Source organism: Castellaniella sp. MT123 (assembly GCF_039614765.1).
GTDB lineage: Bacteria > Pseudomonadota > Gammaproteobacteria > Burkholderiales > Burkholderiaceae_B > Castellaniella.
On record NZ_CP154879.1, the window covers coordinates 396913 to 419798 of the forward strand.

Genomic DNA, 22886 nt, shown 5'->3' on the forward strand with positions numbered 1-22886 from the left:
CGCGGGCAGGGCGTCAGCCGAAGACTTCGAACGCTTTGCGGACCACGGCGAACAAAGTCGCCAGCAAACCGATTCCCAGCAAAATGATGCCAGGATTGCGATCACGAAATCCAAAGCCGATGAACATGGCGATCACGCCGAGAATGAAGATGACCAGAATCGCATTGCTGTGGAGGAACATGGCGGCAGGTTTCCGTGTGACGTGGATGGGGGGATGGTCAGGCCACCAGGCGATAGGCGTGGCGGGCTGCGATCCATTCTTCGTTGGTCGGTTCCATGGCGACCAGAACCGAGCTGTCGGCAGCCGACAAGGTCGTGGCGTGGGCGGCATTGGCTTGGGCGTTCAGCCGGATGCCCAGCCAGGCCAGGCGGTCGCAGATCCTCTGGCGCAACGTGGCATTGTGTTCGCCGATCCCGGCTGTGAACACCAGCATGTCCAGGCCGCCCAGCACGGAAGTCAGCGCACCGACTTCGCGCACGACGCGCTGGACATAGAGGTCCAGCGCCAGCCGGGCGCGCGGCGAATCCGCTTCGGCGGCCAGCAGCTCGCGCGGATCGGCCGAGATGCCTGACACCCCCTTCAGGCCGGATTCGTGATACAGGATACGGCCGACCTCTTGCAGACTGAGCCGTTCGATTTCCATCAGATACAGGACGGCGCCCGGATCCAGGGATCCGGTGCGCGTGCCCATCATCAGGCCATCCAGCGCCGAGAATCCCATGGTGGTGGCCTGGCTGCACAGGCCGTGCAGCGCGCACAAACTGGCGCCGCTGCCCAGGTGCGCGGCGATGACTCGGCCATGCGCCATGTCGCCATGGCGTTCCGGTAGTGCGATCGACAGGTATTCGTAGGACAGGCCGTGAAAGCCGTAGCGGCGCAGCCCGCGCTCCCACGCGCCATAGGGTAGCGGTAGCATCTGTTCGACCTGCGGCATCGTGTAATGGAACGCTGTATCGAAGCAGGCGATCTGAGGCAGATCGGGGCGCTCGCGCAGCAGGATTTCGATGGCCTCCAGTGCGAAGGGCTGGTGCAGCGGCGCTAGCGGAATGTAGCCGCGCAGGTCCTCCAGGGCGGCCGCATCGATGCGCACCGGGGTGGAGTACTTGCTGCCGCCATGCACGACCCGGTGGGCGACGGCCATCAGGTGACCGTCGCCCAGGCGCGTGCGCATGTGCCGCAGGATCATCGCCAGCGCGCTGCGATAGGGATGCGTCTCGTCGAGGGTGACGGGAAACGGAGCCACGCCGGTTTCGCCGAAATCCGGCTGTTCGCCGCCGATCCCCTGGACCTTGCCGTTCCAGACGGGGGCCCGGGGCAGTGGACTTTTAGCGGTGTCGAAGAGGGCGAATTTGATGCTCGACGAGCCACAGTTCAGCACCAGGATGAGTTCCTGCCGGGACATTTTTTCGTGGGTCATGGGGGAGTGCTCCTGTAGTGGTGGGCGAGCAGCAATGCGATGGCGCAGGATGCGATGCGGGATTCGTCGGTGTCGGCGCGGCTGGTCAGGATGATCGGCACGCGGGCGCCCAGCACCACGCCGGCGCTGGCCGCGTCTCCCAGGTATATCAGTTGCTTGGCCAGCATGTTGCCGCTTTCGAGGTCGGGTGCCACCAGGATATCGGCTCGGCCGGCGACCTCGGAGCGAATGCCTTTGACCTGCGCGGCGGCCAGCGAGATCGCGTTGTCGAAGGCCAGCGGCCCGTCCAGCAGGCCCCCCGTGATCTGGCCGCGATCCGCCATTTTGCACAGGGCTGCCGCATCCAAGGTTGCAGGCATGGCGGCACTGATGGTTTCCACGGCCGCCAGAATGGCCACGCGGGGGCAGGGCACCCCGATGGCATGGGCTAGGTCGATGGCATTGCGGATGATATCGGCTTTTTGTTCCAGGGTCGGGGCAATGTTGATCGCCCCGTCCGTGATGATGAAGGGGCGCGGGTAACGGGGTGTCCGCATCAGGTAGCAGTGGCTGACCCGGCGCTTGGTGCGCAGTCCGTCGGCGCACACCACGGCCCCCATCAGCTCGTCGGTGTGCAGGCTGCCTTTCATCAGGGCTTCGACTTCGCCGGCGCGTGCCAGTGCCACGGCGTGATCGGCGGCCGCGTGGCTATGGGGGACTTCATGGATGTCCAGCCCATCGAGCGTCACGCCCAGAGCTTGCGCAGCCTGTTCGAGACGGGGGCGCGGTCCCACCAGAATCGGTTCGATCAGGCCTTCCTGGCGGGCATCCAGCGCGGATCGGAGGCTGAGTTCATCGCAGGGATGGACGACGGCCACCCGGATCGGATCCAGGTCGCGCACGCGGGCCAGCAGGGTGCGCAGGCTGTTTTCCTTGGTGACTTCGGAGGTGGAGGGATCGATCATGCGTGCTCCGTGGTCTCAGGCCATGTGCTGCCCGCCGTTCATGGCCACGTTACTACCGGTCATGAAGGCAGCCAGGTCACTGCAGATGAAAGCGACCAGAGCGCCGATTTCCTCGGGCCGGCCCAAGCGGCCCATCGGGATCTGGGTAATGATCTGAGTGTCCAGCACTTCTTGGGGGATGGCCGCGACCATGGCGGTGTCCATATACCCAGGGGATACCGTGTTGACGGTGATGCCCTTGCGGGCAAGTTCCAGGGCCAGTGACTTGGTGAATCCATGGATCCCAGCCTTGGCGGCTGCGTAGTGGGTCTGACCGAACTGGCCCTTGCTGCCGTTGACCGAGGAAATGTTCACGATCCGGCCCCAGCCCGATTCGATCATGCTGTCGATGAAAGGATGGGTGACATTGAACATGGAATCGAGATTGGTGCGCAGCACGCTGTCCCAGGTCTGTTTGTTCATCTTTCGGAAAGTGCCGTCCCGGGTGATGCCGGCGTTGTTCACCAGGATGTCCAGCCGGTGGCCGTCGGCCTGGATGCGTCCGGCCATATCCAGGCACGAGGCTTCGTCGGCCACGTCGGCGGCATACGCGTTAAAGGTGTAGCCGTCGGTGGCCTGGGCCTGCAGCCAGGCCGCGACGTGGTCGTTGCCGGGCGAATGGACGACCAGGACCGTGTGTCCCTGGTCGTGCAGCGCGCGGGCGATGGCCTGGCCGAGGCCGCCGGTGCCGCCGGTGACGAGTGCGGTATGGGAAGTGGACATGATGGGCTCCTTGGGGTGATGTCAGGCCATACTGCCGATGGTCGTCCGGAAACGGCGCAGCGACAAGTGAAACATGATCGAACCGATGAACAGCAGCGCCGCGAACGACGGCCAGACAACGCTGAATCCGGCTCCCCGGTACAGGATGGCCTGTCCGAGCTCGACGAAGTGCGTGGTCGGTGCGGCCAGCATCAGGTCCTGGACGAGCCGCGGCATGCTTTCGCGTGGCGTCGTGCCGCCGGACAGCATTTCCAGGGGCAGCAGGATCAGGATGATCAGCATGCCGAACTGCGGCATGTTGCGCGCCAGGGTAGCCAGCCAGATGCCCATGGCTGTCATGGCGAACAGATGAAGCGTGGCGCCGGCGAAGAACAGCATCAGGGATCCCTCGATCGGAACGTGCAGGATGCCGCGGACGATGCCGTTGAGCGACAGGGCGGCGGCGGCCAGCACGACCAGGCTCATGGACCAGACCTTGGAGAGCATGATCTGGGCTGGTGTCACGGGCATCACCAGCAGGTGTTCGATCGTGCCGTGTTCCCGCTCGCGGATGATCGCGGCTCCTGTCAGCAGGATCGACAGCATGGTGATCTGGTTGATGATCTCCATCAGGCCGCCGAACCAGGATTTCTCCAGAGCTGGGTTGAAGCGCGCGCGCAGGATCAGGTCCACCGGCGGCGCGATCGCCGGATTGCGGCCGCGTAGAAACGTATTGATCTCGCCCAGAATGATCTGCTGAATGTTTCCGCTACCGGTGAAAGCCTGGCTCATACGGGTGGCGTCGACGTTGATCTGGATCTCGGCAGTCCTTTCGGCCAGCACGTCGCGCTGGAAATTGGGAGGGATGTTCAGCACAAACGTGTAGCGGCCGATGTCCATGCCTCGGTCCACCTGCTCATGGTTGATCATGGCTGGCCGAATGAACTGGGGTGGATAGAAGGCGGCCGTGATCTGTTGGGACAGGGGGGACTGGTCCTCGTCGACGATGGCGATGGGGACGTGATGCAGGGTTTCGGGAATCGCTGTCGCAGCGGTATAGACCGAAACTGTGAACGAAAAGACGATCAGCACCAGCATGACGGGGTCGCGCCACAGGCTCCAGAGCTCCTTGACGCCCAGGCGCCAGATCGTGTCGACGGAACGATGCAGCTTCATGTCAGCGATCCTGTTTGCGAAGCAGGACGATGGCCGTGCCCAGAATGACGGGGATGGACAGCGCCATCGGCCAGATCGAGGGCCACAGGTCGTGAAACTCCAGGGCCTTGTTGAAGACCCCCCGGCTGATGGTGAACATGTAGGCGGCCGGGTAGATCTGACCGATGAAGCGGCCCGGACCTTCCATGGAACTGACCGGATCCATCAGGCCGGAGAACTGAACGGCGGGGATCATGGTGGCAATCATCGTGAAGAACATGGCGGCGATCTGGCTGCGAGTCATGGCGGAGGCCAGCAGCCCCAGGCCCGTCGCCGCGATGCAGTAAAGGATGGCGGAGACCGCCAGCGTCGGCAGACTGCCCTTGATGGGAACGCCGAAGACGGTGATCGACAACAGGCACATGACGACGAAGTTCACCAATGCCAGGCCGATGTACGGGATCTGTTTGCCCAGCAGGAATTCCGTGCGGGATACCGGCGTGACATACAGATTGATGATCGAGCCCATTTCCTTTTCCCGGACCACGGCCAGGGCGGTGAGCATGGCGGGCAGCATGATGAGCAGCAGCGGGATGACCACCGGCACCATGGCCGGCAGGCTGCGCACGTCCGGGTTGTAGCGAAAGCGCGTCTGCAAGTTGGCCGGCTGGGTGGTCGACACGCCCAGGCGCTCGCGGCCTTGCTGCATCAGCCATTGCTGGTGCATCCCCTGGACGTAGCCCTTGATGGTCTCGGCCCGTTGCGGCATGGCGCCATCGATCCAGGCGCCGATCTCGGCCGTGCGGCCGTGCAGCAGATCACGCGCAAAGCCGGGAAGAATCTCGAGGGCCAGGGATAATTCGCCGCTGCGCATGCGGCGGTCCATGTCGGCATCGTCGAGGATCGGCGGATGTTCGATGAAATAGCGCGATCCCGACAGATTCAGCACGTAGTCGCGGCTGATGGTGCTCTGATCCCGGTCCAGCACTGCAAAGCGCAGATTCTCGACGTCCATGCTGATGCCGAAGCCGATCACGAACATCAGCACCAGGGATCCCAGCAGGGCCAGGGTGCCGCGCACCGGATCGCGCTGCAGTTCCATGGATTCGCGTCGTGTGGTGCTGAGCAGCCGGGCCAGGCTGAATGGCGGGATGCGCCGCATGGCGGCCGGCGTCGCGTGGCCGGCGATGGCCGCAGGCAGGCTGGAGGGGGCCTCGACCGCCGGGACTGGGGCTGCGGCTTCGCCGTCCGCCTCGAGCAGGTAGCCGATGAAGGCTTCCTCCAGGTTCCTGGCGCCGCGCTTGCGGACCAGGTCGGCTGGCCGGTCGCTGTCGAGCACACGGCCGGCATGCATCATGGACATGCGGTCGCAGCGTTCCGCTTCGTTCATGACGTGCGTTGAAATGAAGATCGTGACCCGATCATGCCGCGATAGCGCGATCAGCAGGCGCCAGAACTCATCCCGGGCGATCGGGTCCACGCCCGAGGTCGGTTCGTCCAGGATCAGAAGTTCGGGCGCATGGACCATGGCAACAGCCAGTGACAGGCGCTGGCGGATGCCCAGCGGCAAGCTGTCGGGCAGCATGTCCAGCGCTTCGGTCAGGCCGAAACGGTCCACCATGGTCCGGACCCGCTTATCGATGTGTTCGGGCGGGACGTGGAACAGGCGGGCATGCAGGACCAGGTTCTGCCGCACGCTCAGTTCGCTGTAGAGTGAAAACGTCTGCGACATGTAGCCGACCCGGCGGCGCACGTCCAGGTCGTCGGGATCGATCTCCCGGCCAAACAGCCATGCCCGGCCTTCGCTGGCGGGCAACAGTCCGGTCAGCATCTTCATGGTGGTCGATTTGCCGCAGCCGTTCGATCCCAGGAAGCCGAAGATCTCGCCCCGTCGAATGCGGAAACTGACGTGATCGACGGCGACAAAATCCCCGAAGCGCATGGTCAGGTCGTGCGCCTCGATGGCGATGTCGCCGGCCCGGTCGTCCGGCAGCGGCGGGATTTCCACGGGGGCATATCCTTCGCGCCGGGCGGCGGGCAGCAGGCGGATGAAGGCCGATTCCAGCGTGTTCTGACCTGTGGCCGTCAGCAGTTCGGCCGGCGATCCGGTCGCGAGGATCCTGCCGGCGTCCATGGCGACCAGCCGATCGAAGCGCCGGGCTTCGTCCATGTAGGCGGTGGCGACGATCACACTCATCCGCGGCTGGCCACGGCGGATGCGGGCGATGAGATCCCAGAATTGGGCGCGGGCCAGGGGGTCCACGCCCGTCGTCGGTTCGTCCAGGATCAGCAGATCCGGGTCGTGGATCAGGGCGCAGCACAGGCTGAGTTTCTGTCTCATGCCGCCGGACAGTTTGCCGGCCGGGCGCGACAGGAAGGGATGCAAGCCGGTGCTGCGGGTCAGGTCGTCGATACGCCGGCGCCGTTCGGCGGCTTCGTGGCCGAACAGCCGGGCGAAGAATTGCAGGTTTTCCTCGACGGAGAGCGTCGGGTAGAGGTTCTTCCCCAGGCCTTGCGGCATGTAAGCGATGCGCGGGCAGGTCCGCCGGCGATGACCCCGCCGGGCCATGTTGCTTCCCAGGACTTCGACCTGGCCGTCCTGGATGACCCGGGCACCGGCCAGGATCGACAGCAGGGTGGATTTCCCGACGCCGTCCGGACCGATCAGGCCCAGCATGCAGCCGGCGGGAATATCCAGATCGATATGATCCAGCGCCCGGATTTTGCCGTAGCGGTGGTTCAATTCCCGGACCCTGGCAGCGAAAGCAGGCAGTGTCATAGCCTTACTCGGGCAGGCGGACCGTCAGCGATTCCGGCCAGGGTCGCGCGGGATCCGTGCGGACCCAGGCGACACCGGGCAGGCCGGTCTTGACCTGTTCCAGGTTCTTCAGCAGCAGATCGACCGGGATGCGGGCCTTGATGCGAAACATCAGTTTTTGGCGCTCGCTGGCGGTTTCGACGGTTTTGGGGGTGAACTGCGACTGGCTGGCCACGAAGGATACTTCGGCCGGGATCACATACTGCGGCGCGGCATCCAGGACGATGTGGACTTCGCTGCCGATGGCCAGGCGTCCGGCAACCGCCTCGGGCATGAAGAACGTCATGGTGACATCGGCCAGATCCAGCATGTTCAGCACCCGGCCACCCGCCCCGAGGACCTCTCCGGGCTGGGCCACGCGCAACTGGATGCGCCCGTCGCGCGGGGCCTTCAGGCGGCTGTCTTCCAGATCGGACTGGACGCGGGCCACCGTGGCGGCAACCGCTGCGACGGCGGATTCGGCGCCGACCTGGTCGGCCTTGGCCGCCGATACGCCGGCCCGGGCCGAAACGACCTGGGCTCTGGCAGCCGCCAGGCCCGCTTCGGCACTGTGCAACCGGGCCTGGTCGTCGTCCAGTTCCTGCTGCGATGCCGCCCCGCGCCGCACTAGGGATTGCGAGCGGTTCAGCCGCTGGCGGGCGGCGAACAGGTCGCTTTCGCGTTGTTTGACGATGGCCTGCGCCGTGGCGACATCGCTTTCCCGCAGGGCGACCTGCGCTTGAGCGGCGGTGACGGCATGGCCGGACTGACGCTGGCGGGCCTGGGCTTCTTCGAGTTGCGCCCGCAGGGAATCCGGATTCATGATCGCCAGGGTCTGGCCTGCCTTCACGAAATCGCCTTCGTTGACCAGGATCTGATCGACTCGGCCAGGCAGCTTGGTGGCGATGTCGATCTCCGTTGCCTCGATGCGGCCGTTGCCTTGCATGAAGCCGGGCCCGGGGCCGTCGTCTCCGGACCAACGCCAGGCGCCGTAGGCGCCGATCGCGACGGCGACAACCAGGATCAGCGGCCAGGGTCTCTTGATTCTGTCGGTCAGGCTCATATCGCTCAGGGGACGGATGGGGTTGCAGGGGCGGGCTGCCCAACGACCGGAGCGGCCAGGACCCGGCTGGCGCCGCCGCCCAGCGCGGCATACAGGGCCACCTGGCTCGACAGCCAGGCGCGGCGGACTTGAACCAGCTGTTGCTGGGCCGTCAGCAGGTCGCGCTTGGCATCCAGGACCTCCAGGTAGGGAGCGGCGCCGCTGTCATAGCGCATCTGCGCCAGGTTCGCCCGCTCGGCCTGAGTCTGCGCCATGCGGGCCTGGACAGCCATCTGTTCGGCCGTGCCCTGACGGACCGACAAGGCATCGGCGACCTCGCGAAAGGCGGTCTGGATGACTTTTTCGTAGGTTGCCACGGCGATGTCGCGGCGCACTTCCGCCACATCCAGATTGGCTTGCAGGCGGCCTGCCGTGAAAATCGGGATGTCGATGACCGGTGCGAAGGTCCAGGCCTTGCTGCCGCTCGCGAACAGACCATCGAGTTCGGCGCTGGCCGAACCGATGGCCGAAGTCAGGGCAATGCGTGGCAGGAACGCGGCGCGGGCTGCGCCGATCCGGGCATGAGCGGATCTCAGTTGGTATTCGGCGGCCCGGATGTCCGGGCGGGCCACCAGGACTTCGGAGGGCAGGCCCGGTTCCAGTCGCGCCAGTTGGGTTGACGCCAGATCGGCGCCGCCGGCTGGTGCGATCCCCGGGTCCGTTCCGGTCAGCAGCGTCAGGGCGTGAACGGCGGCGGCCTGTTCCTGTTTCAGCTGGACCTGCAGGGACTCCGCCTGGATCAGCAGCGTGCGGACCTGGGTCAGTTCCAGTTCCGAAGACGAGCCGATCGCCTTGCGCTGCTCGAAGATGTCCAGGGACTGCCGCCGGTTGCGTACCGCTTCATCCGCCAGGAAAGCGCGTTGATTCAGTTCCCGCAAGACCAGCACCGAATCGGCCACCTGGCGCACCAGCGCCACCTGAACCGCCTGGCGGGCGGCGTCGGTGGCCAGCCAGTCATTCAGCGCGGCTTCGTTCAGGTTGCGTATCCGGCCCCAGAGATCGATTTCCCAATGGGTGAGGCCAATGCTGGCTTGGTACTGTGACTGGATCTGAGGCTGCCCGGTCGGATTGAGGTCGCCGGGCACGCGGCTGCGTTCCATGCCGCCTTGAGCGCCGATCGAAGGCGGCAGGTCCGCCCGCTGGATGCGGTAGGCGGCTTCGGCCTCGCGGACACGCAGCAAGGCCAGGCGTTCGTCGCGATTATGTTGCAGGGCCAAGCCGATCAGTCGGTGGATGTCGGGATCCTGAAAATAATGGGACCAGTCCAGATCACGCAATGCGCGGGTGGTGGTCGTCCCGGTGTCGGCAGGCCAGTCGTTCGCGACCGGCGGTGGCGGAATCCGGGTCTCGGGCGCCAGGTTGATGCATGCCGACAGCGTCAGCAGCAGACCGGCGGCGCCTGCCGCGCGCGCAAGCCGCGGTCCCCACCGGGGGCGCCCGGCAGGGTGCTGGCGATGGCCTGGGCCGTGGCGGGCGCCGGATGAGTGCCATGGCATGGATCAGGTCTCCAGGACATAGCTGCCTGGAGCGTCACCCAGGTCTGCGCAGCCTGGGCAACCCAGGTCGGGGACGGCCTGGAGCGGACCCGAACGGTCCGCCAGCCACTGCGTCCAGGCGGTCCACCAGGATCCGTCGTGGACCGGCGTGGAGGCCATCCAGTCGTCGGGCGGCAGGAATGGGGCGCCCGGTTGGCGGGTGCGGATGCGATATTGGCGGCGGGGATGGCCGGGCTCGTTGACGATGCCGGCATTGTGGCCGCCGCTGGTCAGCACGAAGCTGATCTCGCCCGGATTGAATTGATGCAGCTTGTAGACCGAGCGCCAGGGAGCGACGTGATCGGTGACGGTGCCCACCGCGAAGATCGGCAGGCGGATATCGCCGACCGAGACGGGACGCCCGTTGACCGGGTAGCGGCCGGCGCTGAGGTCGTTGTTCAGGTAGAGGCGGCGCAGGTACTGCGAATGCATGCGGGCCGGCATGCGGGTGGTGTCGGCATTCCAGGCCATCAGGTCGTTGACGGGGCGCCGATCGCCCAGCAGATATTCATGGATGACCCGCGACCACAGCAGGTCATAGGATCGCAGCATCTGGAAGGCGCCCGCCATCTGGTCGGCGCTGAAATAGCCCAGGCGCAGCATCTGGGCCTCCAGCATGTGGACCTGCGCCTCGTCGATGAACAGGCCGATTTCCCCCGGTTCGCTGAAATCGACCTGGGCGGTGAGCAGACTGATGCTGGCCAGACGGTCGTCGCCGTCGCGGGCCATGGCCGCCGCCGCGATGGACAGCAGGGTGCCTCCCAGGCAGTAGCCGGTGGCGTGGATACGGCGCTCTGGCTGGATCCTGTTGATCGTGTCCAGGGCGGCGAAGAAACCCTCGCGCAGATAGTCATCCATGCCGCGCTGGGCATCGGCGTCCGTCGGGTTCTTCCAGGAAATGCAATAGACCGTGTAGCCCTGGTCGCGAAGGTAGCGCACCAAAGAATTGTGCGGCGACAGATCCAGGATGTAATACTTCATGATCCATGCCGGCATCAGCAGGACCGGTTCGGGGCGCACGGTTTCAGTGGTCGGCGCGTATTGGATCAGTTCGATCAGGCCATTGCGCAGGACGACCTTGCCCGGCATCGTTGCAACGTCCCGGCCGACCTGGAACCGGTCGGCTCCGGCCGCCGGCATTCCGGCCTGGTGGCGGACGATATCCTCCAGCAGGTAGCCGCCGCCGCGCAGCAGGTTCATCCCGCGTTCGGCGAAGGTGCGGTTCAGCGCCACCGGATTGGTCCAGAGGCGGTTGCCGGGCGACACCATGTCCAGCCACTGGCGGGCCCAGAAACTGACCTGCCGCTGATGATGCGGATCGACGCCGCTCAGGTCGGATGTGGCTTTTTCCCACCAGTCCTGGGTCAGCAGGAAGCTTTGGTGCAGGAGATTGAAGGGCCAGCGGCACCAGGCCGGATCGCTGAAGCGGCGGTCGGTCTCGGGCGGGGTGACGCATGCGCGGGAAGGATTCCCGGACGCCTGCAGGCTGTCGAACAGGTATTGCCCCAGGTCGCGCTGGTGGTGGGCGGCGAGACGCAGCAGTTCGGTCTGTTTACCGGGCGACGCGGCCAGATGCATGGCCCAGTCCAGCCAGGCCAGGCTGATCGACGCGGGCGACAGCGAGGCAAAGGCGCGTGCCTGGTTGGCGTGGAAATATTGATCCGTTTCCCGGCTTGCGGCCTGGGTGTCGATGACATGGTCGGTCGAAACTGGTGACATGGCGATCCCCCCTATCGACTTTGTAGCCGATAATTCCGCGACCAGTCCTGCTCGAGATCAAGATATCGGTCTGATTTTCCTCTCGCGCCGATGGTGATTGCCGTGCCAGCCGTCTTTTGCGGGGATTCAGCGTTTGCCCTGCAAACGGGCGAATGCCTCCGCCATTGCGCCCTGCGGCGCGCCAGCTGCTCCATCCGGCCGCCCGCCACGCTGACCCGTGCGCCCGCCAGGCTTGCCGGTGGCGGGCTTGTCCGACCGCGCGGACTGCCGCGGTTCCGGGTCGTCCTTGCGCATACTCAGCGCGATCCGCTTGCGCGTCACGTCCACTTCCAGAACACGGACTTCCACGGTCTGCCCCACGCGCACCACGTCGCGCGGGTCCTTGACGAACTTATCCGCCAGGGCCGACACGTGCACCAGACCGTCCTGGTGCACGCCGATGTCCACGAACGCCCCGAAGTTGGCGACGTTGCTGATGACACCTTCCAGCACCATACCCGGCACCAGGTCCTTGATGTCGTGGACGCCTTCCTTGAAGCGGGCGGTCTTGAATTCCGGGCGGGGGTCGCGGCCGGGCTTCTCCAGCTCCGCAAAAATATCGCGCACCGTCGGCAGGCCAAAGCGTTCGTTGGTGAAGTCCGCTGGAGACAGGCCTTTCAGGGCCTGGGGCTGACCCATCAAATCCGCTGCGGGCCGGCCGGCCCGGAGCACGATCTGCTCGACCACCGGATAAGCTTCCGGGTGCACGGCGGAGGCGTCCAGCGGGTTGTCCGATCCCGGTACCCGCAGGAAGCCGGCCGCCTGCTCGAATGCCTTGTCGCCGAAACGCGGGACCTCGAGCAGTGCCCGGCGGTTGGCGAAGGCGCCATGCGCCTCGCGCCACTGGACGATGTTGCGCGCCAGTGTCGCATTCAGACCCGAGACTCGCGTCAGCAGCGGCGCCGAGGCGGTGTTGACGTCGACCCCGACCGCATTGACGCAGTCCTCGACGACGGTGTCCAGGGATCGTGCGAGTTCGCGCTGATTCACGTCGTGCTGATACTGGCCCACGCCGATCGCCTTGGGTTCGATCTTGACCAGCTCGGCCAGCGGATCCTGCAGCCGACGGGCGATGGACACCGCGCCGCGCAGGCTGACGTCCAGCTCCGGGAATTCCTGGGCAGCCAATTCCGACGCGGAATAGACCGAGGCCCCGGCTTCGGAGACCACGATGCGGTCGAACTTCAGCTCGGGATGGCGTTCCTGCAAGGCTGCCACCAGACGTTCGGTTTCCCGCGATGCCGTGCCGTTGCCAATGGCAACCAGAGGGATCTTGTGGCGGCTCATCACGGCCGCGAGCGCACGCAGGCTGCCCTCGACGTCGCGGCGCGGTTCGAAGGGGTAGATGGTGACGGTGTCCAGCAGCTTGCCGGTGGCGTCGATCGCGGCGACTTTCACGCCGGTGCGGATGCCGGGATCGAGCCCCAGGACGGCCTTGGGGCCGGCGGGCGCCGCCAGCAGCAGGTCCTTCAGGTTGGCGGCAAAGACCCGGATCGCTTCCATTTCCGCGGATTCGCGCAGGCGGCCGATCAGTTCCGTCTCGAAGGCGGTCAGCAGTTTCACGCGCCAGGTCCAGCGGCAGACATCGGCCAGCCAGTGCTGACGCGCGCTCGCCTGGGCGTCGAAGCGGGCATCGATCCGCAGCACGTCGGCCACGCGAACCATGCAGGGGTGCGGCGTCAGGGCTTCCTGCTCGGCGTCCAGACCCAGGCGCAGGTCCAGGATGCCTTGCTGGCGGCCGCGCAGCAGGGCCAGGATGCGGTGCGAGGGCAGGGTGCGCAGGGTTTCGCTGAAATCGAACCAGTCGCGGAATTTCTCACCCTCGGTTTCCTTGCCGGCAACCACCTGGGCGTAGATTCGGCCCGTATTCCAGAGTTCGCTGCGCAGGCTCTCCAGCAGCGGCGCGTGCTCGGCGAAGCGCTCGGCCAGGATGTCGCGGGCTCCGTTGAGCACCGCCTTGGCATCGGCGAAACCGGCGTCGGCGTTCAGGTAGCCGGTCGCCAGGCTTTCGGGGTCCGCGGCGGGGTCGTCCAGCAGGCGGTCGGCCAGTGGCTCCAGGCCGGCTTCGCGGGCAATCTGGGCACGGGTGCGGCGTTTGGGTTTGTAGGGGGCGTACAGGTCCTCCAGCCGCTGCTTGCTGTCGGCGGCCAGGATCTGTGCCTGCAGGGTGTCGTCCAGCTTGCCTTGCTGGGTGATCGAGTCCAGGATCGCGATGCGCCGGCCTTCCAGTTCGCGGATGTAGAGCAGCCGGACTTCCAGCTGCCGCAGGACCGTGTCGTCCAGCCCGCCGGTGGCTTCCTTGCGGTAGCGCGCAATGAAGGGGACGGTCGCACCAGAGTCGAGCAGGTCGACGGCGGCCGCGATCTGGGTCGGCCGGGCATCCAGTTCGGCGGTCAGCAGCCGCAGCACGCGGGCCGGGTCGACTGCATGGATGGATGATGTCGGGGAAGTCGTGGACATGGGGACGTCCTAAAATGCGGGTTCAAGCGGCGCATTTTGCCATAGCACGCGTGCGGGCGATAAATGTCCCAGGGTCCCCAGGCCATGGAGTCCCTGGCGTATCATCCCCGGACTTCACCCATTGACCCGGCTGTTTCCTTGATGCTGACTGACGATCTGAACGACATTTTCGGCCCTGACGGTCCGCTGGCCCGGCAACTGCCGGGCTATGCGCCGCGCACGGCCCAGCAGGAACTGTCGGCCGCCATCCAGGAAACGATCGACACCAGCCGCGTGCTGATTGCCGAGGCCGGGACAGGGACCGGCAAGACCTGGGCTTATCTGGTGCCGGCCTTCCTGTCCGGGGACAAGGTGCTGGTGTCGACCGGGACCCGTACCCTGCAGGACCAGCTGTTTCGCCGGGACATCCCGCGCCTGCGCGAGGCCCTGTCCATGTCGGTGAACGTGGCGCTGCTGAAGGGGCGCAGCAATTACGTCTGCCATTACCACCTGGAACGCCTCGAGCAGGATGAGCGCGGACTCAAGTCCCGCGAGGAAGCCGCGCAGCTGCGGCAGATCCGCCAATTCACGCAGATCAGCGAAAGCGGCGACAAGGCCGATCTGCCGTCCGTCCCCGAGACGGCGGACATCTGGAACCGGGTGACGTCCACGCGTGAAAACTGCCTGGGACAGGAATGTCCCTACGTGCGTGACTGCTTCTTGCTGAAGGCTCGCCGCCATGCCCAGGAAGCCGACGTCGTGGTGGTCAACCATGCGCTTTTCATGGCGGATCTGGCCCTGCGCGAGGAGGGCATTCCCGATCTGCTGCCGGAAACCCGGCTGGTCGTGTTCGACGAAGCGCATCAGTTGCCCGAGACCGCGACGCGCTTCCTGGGACAAAGCCTGTCCCTGCATCAGGTGCTGGACTGCGCCCGCCTGGCCGAAGCCGCAGGCCTGGCCCATGCGCGCGAGACGGTTCGCTGGAGCGACCTGTGCCGGGCGCTGGAATCGGCCGCGCGCGAATTGCGGCTGGTCAGCGCGCCTGTCGGTCGGATGCCCGGCGGGCGGGCGACCTTCGACCAGATTCCCGACTCAGCCGCGTTCGACCTCGCGCTCGATCAGTTGGCGCAGGCACTTGATGCCTTGGCGGAGTCGCTGGGCACGCAGGAAGAGCGTCATCCGGATCTGGCCGCCGCCGCCCGCACAGCACGTACGTTGCGTGCGCGCCTGCTGCAGTGGGCCGAGCCACCCCGAGGAGAGCCGGAACCGGCCGATCAGGCCGCCGTGCGCTGGATCGAGCACAGTCAGCATTCCGTGCGGCTGCATCGGGCGCCCCTGTCGGTAGCCCGTATTTTTTCCGGATTCCGGCGCCTGGATCAGGCGTGGGTGCTGACGTCGGCGACGCTGTCGGTGCGCGGGAATTTCGGGCATTTTCAGCATCAGCTCGGCCTGCACGATGCGCAGACCGCCAGTTGGTCCTCGCCCTTCGACTATCGGGCCCAGGGGCTGCTGTATGTGCCTGGTACCCTGCCATGGCCCAATGACCCAGGCTTCATCGACGCTTTCACCCAGGCGCTGCTGCCTCTGGTCGATGCTTGTGCCGGCGGTGTGCTGGTGCTGTGCACCACACTGCGCGCCGTCGATCGCGTGGCGGATCAGCTGTTGCGTGGTCTGCTGTCCTCGGATCGGCCGGTCATGCGCCAAGGCGAGGCCACGAGGGGCGTACTCCTGGAACGCTTCCGGGCGGCGGGCAATGCGGTGCTGGTGGGCAGCACCAGTTTCTGGGAAGGCATCGACGTGCCGGGGGATGCGCTGACGTTGGTGGCGATCGACAAGCTGCCCTTTGCGCCGCCCGACGATCCGGTGCTGGAAGCCCGGTTGAACGCCTGCCGCGCCGAAGGTGGCAATCCCTTCATGGAATACCAGTTGCCTCAGGCCGCACTGCTGTTGAAGCAGGGTGCTGGACGCCTGATCCGGTCGGAACAGGACTGGGGCGTCCTGATGGTGGGTGATGGCCGGCTGGTGGACAAGCCCTACGGCCGGCTGCTGTGGCAGGGCCTGCCGCCCTTCGCGCGTACGCGGGAGGCCGCCGTCGCGCTGGATTTTTTGGCGAACCCGCCGGCGGGCGTCAAAGCCAGTTGACCGGGTTCCAGTAGCTCTTCGGCTCGTTCAGGCCCTGTTTGTAGTATTTGCTGTTGGGGAAGTTCTTGTCGAGCACGCGCTTGGCGTCGTCGGCCAGTTTCGGCAGATCCAGCTTCTGGTAGCTGATCATCATCAGGTAGAGCGCCTTTTCCACGATCGGGGCGCCTTCGAAGTCGGTAACGACCTTCTGGGCCCGGTTGGCGGCTGCCACGTAGGCGCCGCGTTCGTAGTAGTACTGGGCGACGTGGACCTCATTTTCGGCAATCGTGTTGACCAGCCAGGCGACGCGCTTGCGCGCATCGGGCGTATAGCGGCTGTCGGGGTAGCGCTTGATCAGTTCGTTGAAGGCTTCGTAGGATTCGCGCAGACCCTTCGGATCGCGCTCGCTGGGGTCCTGGCGGGTGATGTTCGACAGGATCGCGCTGGGCGGCGTGAAGGTGATCATGCCCTTCAGGTAGAGCATGTAGTCGGTTCCCGGATGGTTCGGATACTGCTGCATGAATCGGTCGATGGCGGCCTTTGCCTGTTCGGGTTCCTCGTCCTTCCAGTTGACGTAGGCCTGGTCGATCAGGGCCTGCTGGGCGTAGATGCCGAAGGGGTAGCGGGCCTCGAGGGCTTCCAGGTTCTTGCGGGCGTCGGACCAGCTGCCGGCACTCATGTCGGTGCGGGACTGACTATAAAGACGCTCGGCGCTCCAGCCGGCGGTGGGATCCACGTTTCCGGAGGTGGAACTGCAGCCTGCTACCAGTGCCAGGAACAGGCCGGCCAGGGCCAGTCGGGCAGGGGACGGCAGGGATTTCAGGAAAACGGGTGCATGCACGGCCACGGGGCATCCTTGATCAAGGTGTTAGCATTGTCGGCAGATTATATGATTTGTCGCCATGCCTGACACAGAGTTCGCCACCGAGGACGCCGGCCCCGAAGAGCCCGAGCTGTTCGAGCTTCCCCTGCACGTTCTGCCGGACCGCCTGGACAAGGTGCTCGCCCGCCTTTTGCCGCAGCATTCCCGTAGCCGGCTGCAGTCCTGGATCGAGGACGGTCACGTCCGGGTCGACGGCGCGGTGGGCAAGATCCGCACCCGTGTGGGGCCCGGTGCCCGCATCCAGGTCTGGCCCCAGCGGGCCCCCGAGGACCTGGCGTTCACGCCCGAAGACGTGGCGTTCGATGTCGTGGCCGACGCGCCAGACTGGATCGTGGTGAACAAGCCTGCGGGCCTGGTGACGCATCCAGGGGCCGGGAACTGGCACGGCACACTGCTCAACGGTCTGCTGCATCGCTACCCGGAATTGCTGCACGTGGCGCGGGCGGGGATTGTGCACCGCCTGGACAAGGACACCTCGGGTCTGCTGGTGGTGGCTCGCACGGATACCGCTCAGACCCATCTGGTGCGGCAATTGCAGGCGCGCACGGTCAGACGCGAATACTGCGCGCTGGTGCATGGCACCCTGAAAGGCGAGGGGACGGTTGACGCTCCCATCGGCCGCGACGCACGGGTGCCGGTGCGCATGAGTGCGGACCGCCCCATCGCGCCCAAGCCGGCCGTGACGCACTATGCCGCCCAGATGCTGGGCCATTGCGATGATGCCAGCATTTCCGAGGTCGTCTGCCGGCTGGAAACCGGCCGCACGCACCAGATCCGTGTGCATATGGCGTTATTGCGCCATCCGTTGCTGGGCGACACGCTCTACGGCGGCAGCACGCTTGCCGGGGCCGAACGCCAGATGCTGCATGCGCGCGCGCTCAGCTTTCAGGACCCGGGCAGCGGGCAGTGGCAGTCCTTTTTCGCCGACCCGCCGGACGATTTCCGCGCGGTGCGCGACCGGATCCAGTGGGATGAGGGGACCTGATGAGGACAGTCGAGTGGGCCAACGGCCTGACGGGGGTGACTGGCGAACCGTGGACCGGTGTGCGGTATTTCTGCACGTGGCGCGCCGGTGGCGTGAGCGCCGCACCCTGGGACAGCCTGAATCTGGGATTGCACGTCGGTGACGACCCGGCTGCCGTGCAGGAAAATCGGGCCCGCTTGAGGGCTGGACTGCCGGGCGATCCCCTCTGGCTGAATCAGGTGCACGGCACGGACGTCCGCGAGGATCCGTCCTCGTTGCGGGACGACGGGGCCATTCAGGTGGCCTGCCCGGCGGACGTGGGGCGCGTCGAATCGCGGTCGGCCGACGCGGTGCCCTGCGCGGATGCGGCGGCCACGATGCGCCGGGGCCGGCCGCTTGCGATCATGACCGCGGACTGCCTGCCGGTGGTGCTGGCCGACGAGGAAGGGACCGTGCTGGGGGTTGCGCATGCCGGCTGGCGCGGGCTTGCCGCTGGTGTCCTGGAGAACACCCTGTCCGCCATGCGACGGCAGGCTCCTCAGGCATCCGGTTGGCGGGCCTGGATCGGGCCGGGCATCGGGCCGACCGCCTTCGAGGTCGGCGATGACGTGCGCTCGGCTTTCGTGGACGGACATTCCGCGCTGGCGGCGTATTTCAGTGCCTGCCAGGACAGCGACCGCTGGCTGGCCGACCTTGCCGGGCTGGCCGCCTGGCGGTTGACGCAGGCGGGGGTGGGGCGTGTGGAAAATAGCGGCGAATGCACCTATCGCCAAGCGGATCGGTATTTTTCCTACCGGCGGCAGGCACGCACGGGGCGCCAGGCCACGCTGGCCTGGCTGGTATGATCACGAAAACAAACGTCATACGGCGGTCTCTGGTTCCTAGCGACTTACCCGGATTGACGCGGCAAGCCAGTATGTCAGAATGAATCACACATGAGGTCACGGAATCCTTAGGGGTTTCGCCAGGGCGGGGGGCGCAGTGGGCGATACGAATTCATCTCGACGGTTAATGCCGCCCGGTGTTTCGTCGGAACGTCTGGCCGCCATTCAGTCCGATTTTCTGCAGGCCTGGCAGTCTCTGCTGGATCAGACCCGTCAGGGGGCATTGACGCCGCTGTCCGACCGGCGCTTTTCCTCGGACGCCTGGTCGACGAATCCGCAGGCGCTGTTTTCCGCCCATGCCTATCTGATCATGACCAACGCCCTGCAGCGCCTGGCGCAGGCTGCGGACGTGGGCGACGCCGCGCGTGAACGCCTGCAATTTTCGGTCATGCAGTGGGTCGAGGCTGCCGCGCCGTCGAATTTCCTGGCCAGCAATCCCGATGCCCTGCGAACGCTCGTGCGCACGCAGGGGGCTTCGCTGCAGCAGGGGCTGGCAAACCTGGTGACTGATTTGCGCCGCCGCCGGATCACTCAGGTGGACGAATCCGCCTTCGTGCCGGGGGAAAATCTGGCCATCACGCCCGGCGCCGTCGTCTACGAAACCCCCCTCATGCAGGTGATCCAGTATCGCCCGCAGACCACGCAGGTGCATCAGATCCCCCTGCTGATGGTCCCTCCTTGCATCAACAAGTACTACATCCTGGACCTGCAGCCGGCCAATTCCCTCGTGCGCCATGCCCTGCAAGCAGGCTTTCAGGTCTACATGATCTCCTGGCGCAATCCGCGCCCGGGCGACACGGACGGCATCGATACCCGCACCTGGGACGACTACATCCAGGACGGCGTGCTGCGCGCCATCCAGGTTGTGCAGGATATCAGCCGGCAGCCCCGGATCAATGCCCTGGGGTTCTGTGTCGGGGGTACGCTGCTGTCGACGGCGCTGGCGGTGGCCCGCGCCCGCGGCCAGGATCCGGTGGCCGCACTGACATTGCTGACCACGTTCCTCGACTTTCGCGATACCGGCATCCTGGATGTCTTCGTCGACGAACTGCATGCCCGCACGCGCGAACAGCAGATGGGGGCGGGGGGGCTGATGACAGCCGGCGAACTGTCCACCACTTTTTCGTTTCTGCGCCCGTCCGAACTCGTCTGGAACTACGTCGGCTCGAACTATCTGATGGGCGAATCGCCGCGGGCCTTCGACTTGCTGTCCTGGAACGCCGACGGCACAAACCTTCCCGGGCCGTTCTTCGCCTGGTATTTCCGCAACACCTACCTCGAAAACCGCCTGAAGACCGGCAAGCTGCGTGTGTGCGACCAGGTCGTCGACCTGCGCACGTTGGACATGCCCGCGTACCTGTACGCCTCGCATGACGACCACATCGTGCCCTGGGGATCGGCCTACGCCTCCACGCTCCTGTTGCGCGGGCCGCTGCGCTTCGTGCTGGGTGAATCCGGCCACATCGCCGGCGTCGTCAATCCGCCCGAACGAGGCCGCCGGGGTTACTGGACGGGGGCGGATGCGGCGCTACCCAGCGACCCGGCCGACTGGCTCGCATCCGCCACGCATGCGCGCGGCAGCTGGTGGCCCGACTGGCTGGCCTGGCTGGCCGACCATTCGGGGCCTGTGCGCCGGGCCGGCCGCACCCTGGGAAATCGATACTATCCCATCATAGAGCCCGCCCCCGGGCGCTATGTCAAAGTAAAAGCAGACTGAAGGAGAACCCTATGAGCGGAAAATTGGCGTATGTGACAGGCGGCATGGGCGGGATCGGCACCTCGATCTGTCAGCGGCTGGCCAAGGAAGGCTTTACTGTGGTGGCAGGCTGCGGCCCCAGCCGGGACCACGAAAAATGGCTCGACGAGCAAGCCGCCCTGGGCTACAAATTCAATGCGTCCGTTGGCAACGTGTCCGACTGGAACTCCACGGTCCAGGCCTTCGTCCAGGTCAAGGAACAGTTCGGTCCGGTGGACGTTCTGGTGAACAATGCCGGCATCACGCGCGACGGTGTTTTCCGCAAGATGACCCAGGAAGACTGGCGCGCGGTCATCGACACCAATTTGAACAGTCTCTTCAACGTCACCAAACAGGTGATCGACGACATGGTCGAACGCCAATGGGGGCGGATCATCAACATCAGCTCCGTCAACGGCCAGAAAGGCCAGTTCGGTCAGACCAACTATTCCACGGCCAAGGCTGGCATCCACGGCTTCACCATGGCCCTGGCACAGGAAGTCGCGGGCAAGGGGGTCACCGTCAACACCGTGTCGCCGGGCTATATCGGCACTGAAATGGTGCGTGCCATCCGCCCCGACGTGCTGGAAAAGATCGTCGCCACGATTCCGGTGAAACGCCTGGGCACGCCCGAGGAGATCGGTTCCATGGTTGCCTGGCTGGCATCGGATGACGCGGGCTTTTCGACGGGGGCGGATTTCTCGCTCAACGGCGGCCTGCACATGGGTTGAGACAGATGCCACAAACGACAGCTACGCAGTCCGAGCGACTGATCAAGAAATATCCCAACCGCCGGCTCTACGATACCCAGACCAGCGCCTACATCACGCTGGCCGACATCAAACAACTGGTTCTGGATCACGCGGTGTTCCGGGTCGTCGATGCCAAAAGCGGTGACGACCTGACCCGCAGCATCCTGCTGCAGATCATCCTCGAGGAAGAATCCGGCGGCGTGCCCATGTTCTCGGCCAATGCCCTGGCCCAGATCATCCGTTTCTATGGGCATGCCATGCAGGGGGTCATGGGCACCTTCCTGGAAAAAAACATCCAGGTGCTGATGGACATCCAGGACCGCATGACGGAACAGTCGCAGGGACTGTATCAGCAGCACTTCGGGCCCGAGGCCTGGGCGCAGCTCATGAACATGCAGACGCCAGCCCTGCAGAACATGATGAACAACTACATAGAGCAAAGCCGCAACCTGTTCGTGCAGATGCAGGATCAGATGCAGGACCAGACACGCAGCCTCTTCACCGGCTTCCCCTTCCCGGGCCAGCCCGACACAGGCAAGAAAAAGGGCTAGGCCATCGCCGGAACCGGGGAATCGCATTCCCCGGTTTTGATGCGCATCAAAAATTTTTCATCTTTTCTGGATTTCCGGTTTTGTAAGGTGGTAAATTAACGAGAATCATTCTTCTTACGATCTCGGAGATCATTCATGGTGAACAAGCTGTTCGTAGCACTGGCTGGGCTGAGTCTGGCATCGTCCTCATTTGCGGCTGAATACCCTATCGGCCAGCCGAAAGACATCAATGGCCTGGAAGTCGCGGCGGTGTACCTGCAGCCTGTCGAGATGGCGCCGGAAGGCATGATGCGTGCGGCGAAGGACTCCGACATCCACCTCGAAGCCGATATCCATGCGACCGCCGACAACAAGAATGGTTTGCCCGAAGGCTCCTGGGCTCCCTATCTGAATGTCCAGTATGTCCTGCAGAAACAAGGCAGCGACAAGGCCCTGAAGGGCGATCTGATGCCGATGGTGGCCAACGACGGCACGCACTATGGGGATAACGTCAAGCTTGAAGGCCCCGGCAAGTATCAGCTGACTGTCATTGTCGGTTCCCCCGAGACCGCGCACGACAACCACTTCGGCCGTCATGTGGACAAGGAAACGGGCGTTGCCCCCTGGTTCAAGACCTTCGAAGTGAAGTACGACTTCGTCTATGCCGGCACGGGCAAGAAGGGCGGCTATTGAGGTGGCACCGGTCATGACTTCGCACATGTTTCAGTTCTCTCCAACCCATGACATTCCGGGATGGTCGGCCGGCGTCACCCGGGGCGCGCGCGCCTGGCTGGCGTTGGCGCTGCTGTCGCTGGCCGGGTGGCTGGCGCCGCTGTCCGCGGCACATGCCGAAATGCCGGTCTATACGCTGACCTTCAATGCGGACGGAACCTTCGAGCCCACCCGGCTGGAAGTCCCCGCCGGGCGGTTCAAGATCGTGCTGGTGAACAAAAGCACCAAGGCGGTCGAATTCGAAAGCCTGCCCTTGCGCAAAGAAAAGGTCCTGGGTCCGGGAGTGACATCCTTTATCGTGTTCACCCTCTCGCGACCAGGCGAATACCCCTTCTTCGATGATTTCCACCCCCAGGTGAAGGGCACCCTGGTGGTATTGCCCAAACCCTGATTCAG

At 65.2% G+C, this 22886-nt stretch carries 18 protein-coding genes and 1 pseudogene; 8 read left to right on the plus strand and 11 right to left on the minus strand.

From position 1 onward, the window contains the following. Positions 1-13: 13 nt before the first annotated feature. The 10 genes and pseudogenes from ABCV34_RS01825 to ABCV34_RS01870 all read right to left on the minus strand — a co-directional run bounded on the left by ABCV34_RS01825 (position 14) and on the right by ABCV34_RS01870 (position 13910). The gene (locus ABCV34_RS01825; RefSeq protein WP_345797568.1) at positions 14-181 is read right to left on the minus strand and encodes a hypothetical protein; all 168 of its coding nucleotides are present in this window, start codon (positions 179-181) and stop codon (positions 14-16) included. A gap of 37 nt (positions 182-218) precedes the next feature. Then, positions 219-1418, minus strand: coding sequence for an acetate/propionate family kinase (locus ABCV34_RS01830; protein ID WP_345797569.1), 1200 nt, complete (start codon positions 1416-1418; stop codon positions 219-221). Next, positions 1415-2320, minus strand: a pseudogene (locus ABCV34_RS01835) (bifunctional enoyl-CoA hydratase/phosphate acetyltransferase); the annotation flags it as partial. The pseudogene ABCV34_RS01835 and the gene ABCV34_RS01830, both read right to left, overlap by 4 nt. A 57-nt stretch (positions 2321-2377) precedes the next feature. Beyond that, a complete protein-coding gene (gene phbB, locus ABCV34_RS01840) occupies positions 2378-3124 on the minus strand; it encodes an acetoacetyl-CoA reductase (RefSeq protein WP_345797570.1) in 747 nt (248 codons plus the stop codon). 21 nt (positions 3125-3145) lie between these two features. Continuing rightward, positions 3146-4279 (minus strand): ABC transporter permease, encoded by a 1134-nt coding sequence (locus tag ABCV34_RS01845; RefSeq protein WP_345797571.1) that lies wholly within the window; start codon positions 4277-4279, stop codon positions 3146-3148. Between the two features lies 1 nt (position 4280). Then, the gene (rbbA, locus tag ABCV34_RS01850; protein ID WP_345797572.1) at positions 4281-7037 is read right to left on the minus strand and encodes a ribosome-associated ATPase/putative transporter RbbA; all 2757 of its coding nucleotides are present in this window, start codon (positions 7035-7037) and stop codon (positions 4281-4283) included. Between the two features lie 4 nt (positions 7038-7041). Beyond that, positions 7042-8118, minus strand: a complete 1077-nt coding sequence (locus tag ABCV34_RS01855) for an HlyD family efflux transporter periplasmic adaptor subunit (protein ID WP_345797573.1) — start codon at positions 8116-8118, stop codon at positions 7042-7044. 5 nt (positions 8119-8123) lie between these two features. Next, positions 8124-9653, minus strand: a complete 1530-nt coding sequence (locus ABCV34_RS01860; RefSeq protein ID WP_345797574.1) for an efflux transporter outer membrane subunit — start codon at positions 9651-9653, stop codon at positions 8124-8126. Between the two features lie 3 nt (positions 9654-9656). Next, positions 9657-11411, minus strand: coding sequence for an alpha/beta fold hydrolase (locus ABCV34_RS01865; protein ID WP_345797575.1), 1755 nt, complete (start codon positions 11409-11411; stop codon positions 9657-9659). Between the two features lie 126 nt (positions 11412-11537). Further along, positions 11538-13910, minus strand: coding sequence for a Tex family protein (locus ABCV34_RS01870; protein WP_345797576.1), 2373 nt, complete (start codon positions 13908-13910; stop codon positions 11538-11540). Between the two features lie 141 nt (positions 13911-14051). On the opposite strand from ABCV34_RS01870, the gene ABCV34_RS01875 reads away from it, so the two are divergent. Beyond that, positions 14052-16031, plus strand: a complete 1980-nt coding sequence (locus ABCV34_RS01875; RefSeq protein WP_345798663.1) for an ATP-dependent DNA helicase — start codon at positions 14052-14054, stop codon at positions 16029-16031. Here ABCV34_RS01875 and ABCV34_RS01880 read toward each other — a convergent pair. Next, positions 16018-16824 carry an outer membrane protein assembly factor BamD gene (locus ABCV34_RS01880; RefSeq protein ID WP_345798664.1) on the minus strand — a complete coding sequence of 269 codons (807 nt, stop codon included), beginning with the start codon at positions 16822-16824 and terminating at the stop codon, positions 16018-16020. The two genes, ABCV34_RS01875 and ABCV34_RS01880, sit on opposite strands and share 14 nt — an antisense overlap. A gap of 88 nt (positions 16825-16912) precedes the next feature. On the opposite strand from ABCV34_RS01880, the gene ABCV34_RS01885 reads away from it, so the two are divergent. From ABCV34_RS01885 to ABCV34_RS01915, 7 genes are all read left to right on the plus strand, one after another. Then, positions 16913-17878, plus strand: coding sequence for an RluA family pseudouridine synthase (locus ABCV34_RS01885; RefSeq protein WP_345797577.1), 966 nt, complete (start codon positions 16913-16915; stop codon positions 17876-17878). Continuing rightward, positions 17878-18702, plus strand: a complete 825-nt coding sequence (pgeF, locus tag ABCV34_RS01890) for a peptidoglycan editing factor PgeF (RefSeq protein ID WP_345797578.1) — start codon at positions 17878-17880, stop codon at positions 18700-18702. Before ABCV34_RS01885 ends, pgeF begins: the two co-directional genes overlap by 1 nt. Before the next feature lie 166 nt (positions 18703-18868). Next, entirely contained in the window at positions 18869-20458 is a 1590-nt protein-coding gene (phaC, locus tag ABCV34_RS01895) for a class I poly(R)-hydroxyalkanoic acid synthase (RefSeq protein ID WP_345797579.1), read from the plus strand. Positions 20459-20469: 11 nt separating this feature from the next. Beyond that, positions 20470-21207 carry an acetoacetyl-CoA reductase gene (gene phbB, locus ABCV34_RS01900; RefSeq protein WP_345797580.1) on the plus strand — a complete coding sequence of 246 codons (738 nt, stop codon included), beginning with the start codon at positions 20470-20472 and terminating at the stop codon, positions 21205-21207. Positions 21208-21212: 5 nt separating this feature from the next. Beyond that, a complete protein-coding gene (phaR, locus tag ABCV34_RS01905; protein WP_345797581.1) occupies positions 21213-21779 on the plus strand; it encodes a polyhydroxyalkanoate synthesis repressor PhaR in 567 nt (188 codons plus the stop codon). A gap of 135 nt (positions 21780-21914) precedes the next feature. Next, complete coding sequence (locus tag ABCV34_RS01910) at positions 21915-22451, plus strand: iron transporter (protein WP_345797582.1); 537 nt, start codon at positions 21915-21917, stop codon at positions 22449-22451. Between the two features lie 13 nt (positions 22452-22464). Beyond that, positions 22465-22881 (plus strand): cupredoxin domain-containing protein, encoded by a 417-nt coding sequence (locus ABCV34_RS01915; RefSeq protein ID WP_345797583.1) that lies wholly within the window; start codon positions 22465-22467, stop codon positions 22879-22881. Positions 22882-22886: the final 5 nt, after the last annotated feature.

Bases quoted from the DNA above. Each gene is read 5' to 3' on its own strand.
- ABCV34_RS01825 (WP_345797568.1), bottom strand. From the start codon at position 181: ATGTTCCTCCACAGCAATGCGATTCTGGTCATCTTCATTCTCGGCGTG.
- ABCV34_RS01830 (WP_345797569.1), bottom strand. From the start codon at position 1,418: ATGACCCACGAAAAAATGTCCCGGCAGGAACTCATCCTGGTGCTGAAC.
- phbB (WP_345797570.1), bottom strand. From the start codon at position 3,124: ATGTCCACTTCCCATACCGCACTCGTCACCGGCGGCACCGGCGGCCTC.
- ABCV34_RS01845 (WP_345797571.1), bottom strand. From the start codon at position 4,279: ATGAAGCTGCATCGTTCCGTCGACACGATCTGGCGCCTGGGCGTCAAG.
- rbbA (WP_345797572.1), bottom strand. From the start codon at position 7,037: ATGACACTGCCTGCTTTCGCTGCCAGGGTCCGGGAATTGAACCACCGC.
- ABCV34_RS01855 (WP_345797573.1), bottom strand. From the start codon at position 8,118: ATGAGCCTGACCGACAGAATCAAGAGACCCTGGCCGCTGATCCTGGTT.
- ABCV34_RS01860 (WP_345797574.1), bottom strand. From the start codon at position 9,653: ATGCCATGGCACTCATCCGGCGCCCGCCACGGCCCAGGCCATCGCCAG.
- ABCV34_RS01865 (WP_345797575.1), bottom strand. From the start codon at position 11,411: ATGTCACCAGTTTCGACCGACCATGTCATCGACACCCAGGCCGCAAGC.
- ABCV34_RS01870 (WP_345797576.1), bottom strand. From the start codon at position 13,910: ATGTCCACGACTTCCCCGACATCATCCATCCATGCAGTCGACCCGGCC.
- ABCV34_RS01875 (WP_345798663.1), top strand. From the start codon at position 14,052: ATGCTGACTGACGATCTGAACGACATTTTCGGCCCTGACGGTCCGCTG.
- ABCV34_RS01885 (WP_345797577.1), top strand. From the start codon at position 16,913: ATGCCTGACACAGAGTTCGCCACCGAGGACGCCGGCCCCGAAGAGCCC.
- pgeF (WP_345797578.1), top strand. From the start codon at position 17,878: ATGAGGACAGTCGAGTGGGCCAACGGCCTGACGGGGGTGACTGGCGAA.
- phaC (WP_345797579.1), top strand. From the start codon at position 18,869: ATGCCGCCCGGTGTTTCGTCGGAACGTCTGGCCGCCATTCAGTCCGAT.
- phbB (WP_345797580.1), top strand. From the start codon at position 20,470: ATGAGCGGAAAATTGGCGTATGTGACAGGCGGCATGGGCGGGATCGGC.
- phaR (WP_345797581.1), top strand. From the start codon at position 21,213: ATGCCACAAACGACAGCTACGCAGTCCGAGCGACTGATCAAGAAATAT.
- ABCV34_RS01910 (WP_345797582.1), top strand. From the start codon at position 21,915: ATGGTGAACAAGCTGTTCGTAGCACTGGCTGGGCTGAGTCTGGCATCG.
- ABCV34_RS01915 (WP_345797583.1), top strand. From the start codon at position 22,465: ATGACTTCGCACATGTTTCAGTTCTCTCCAACCCATGACATTCCGGGA.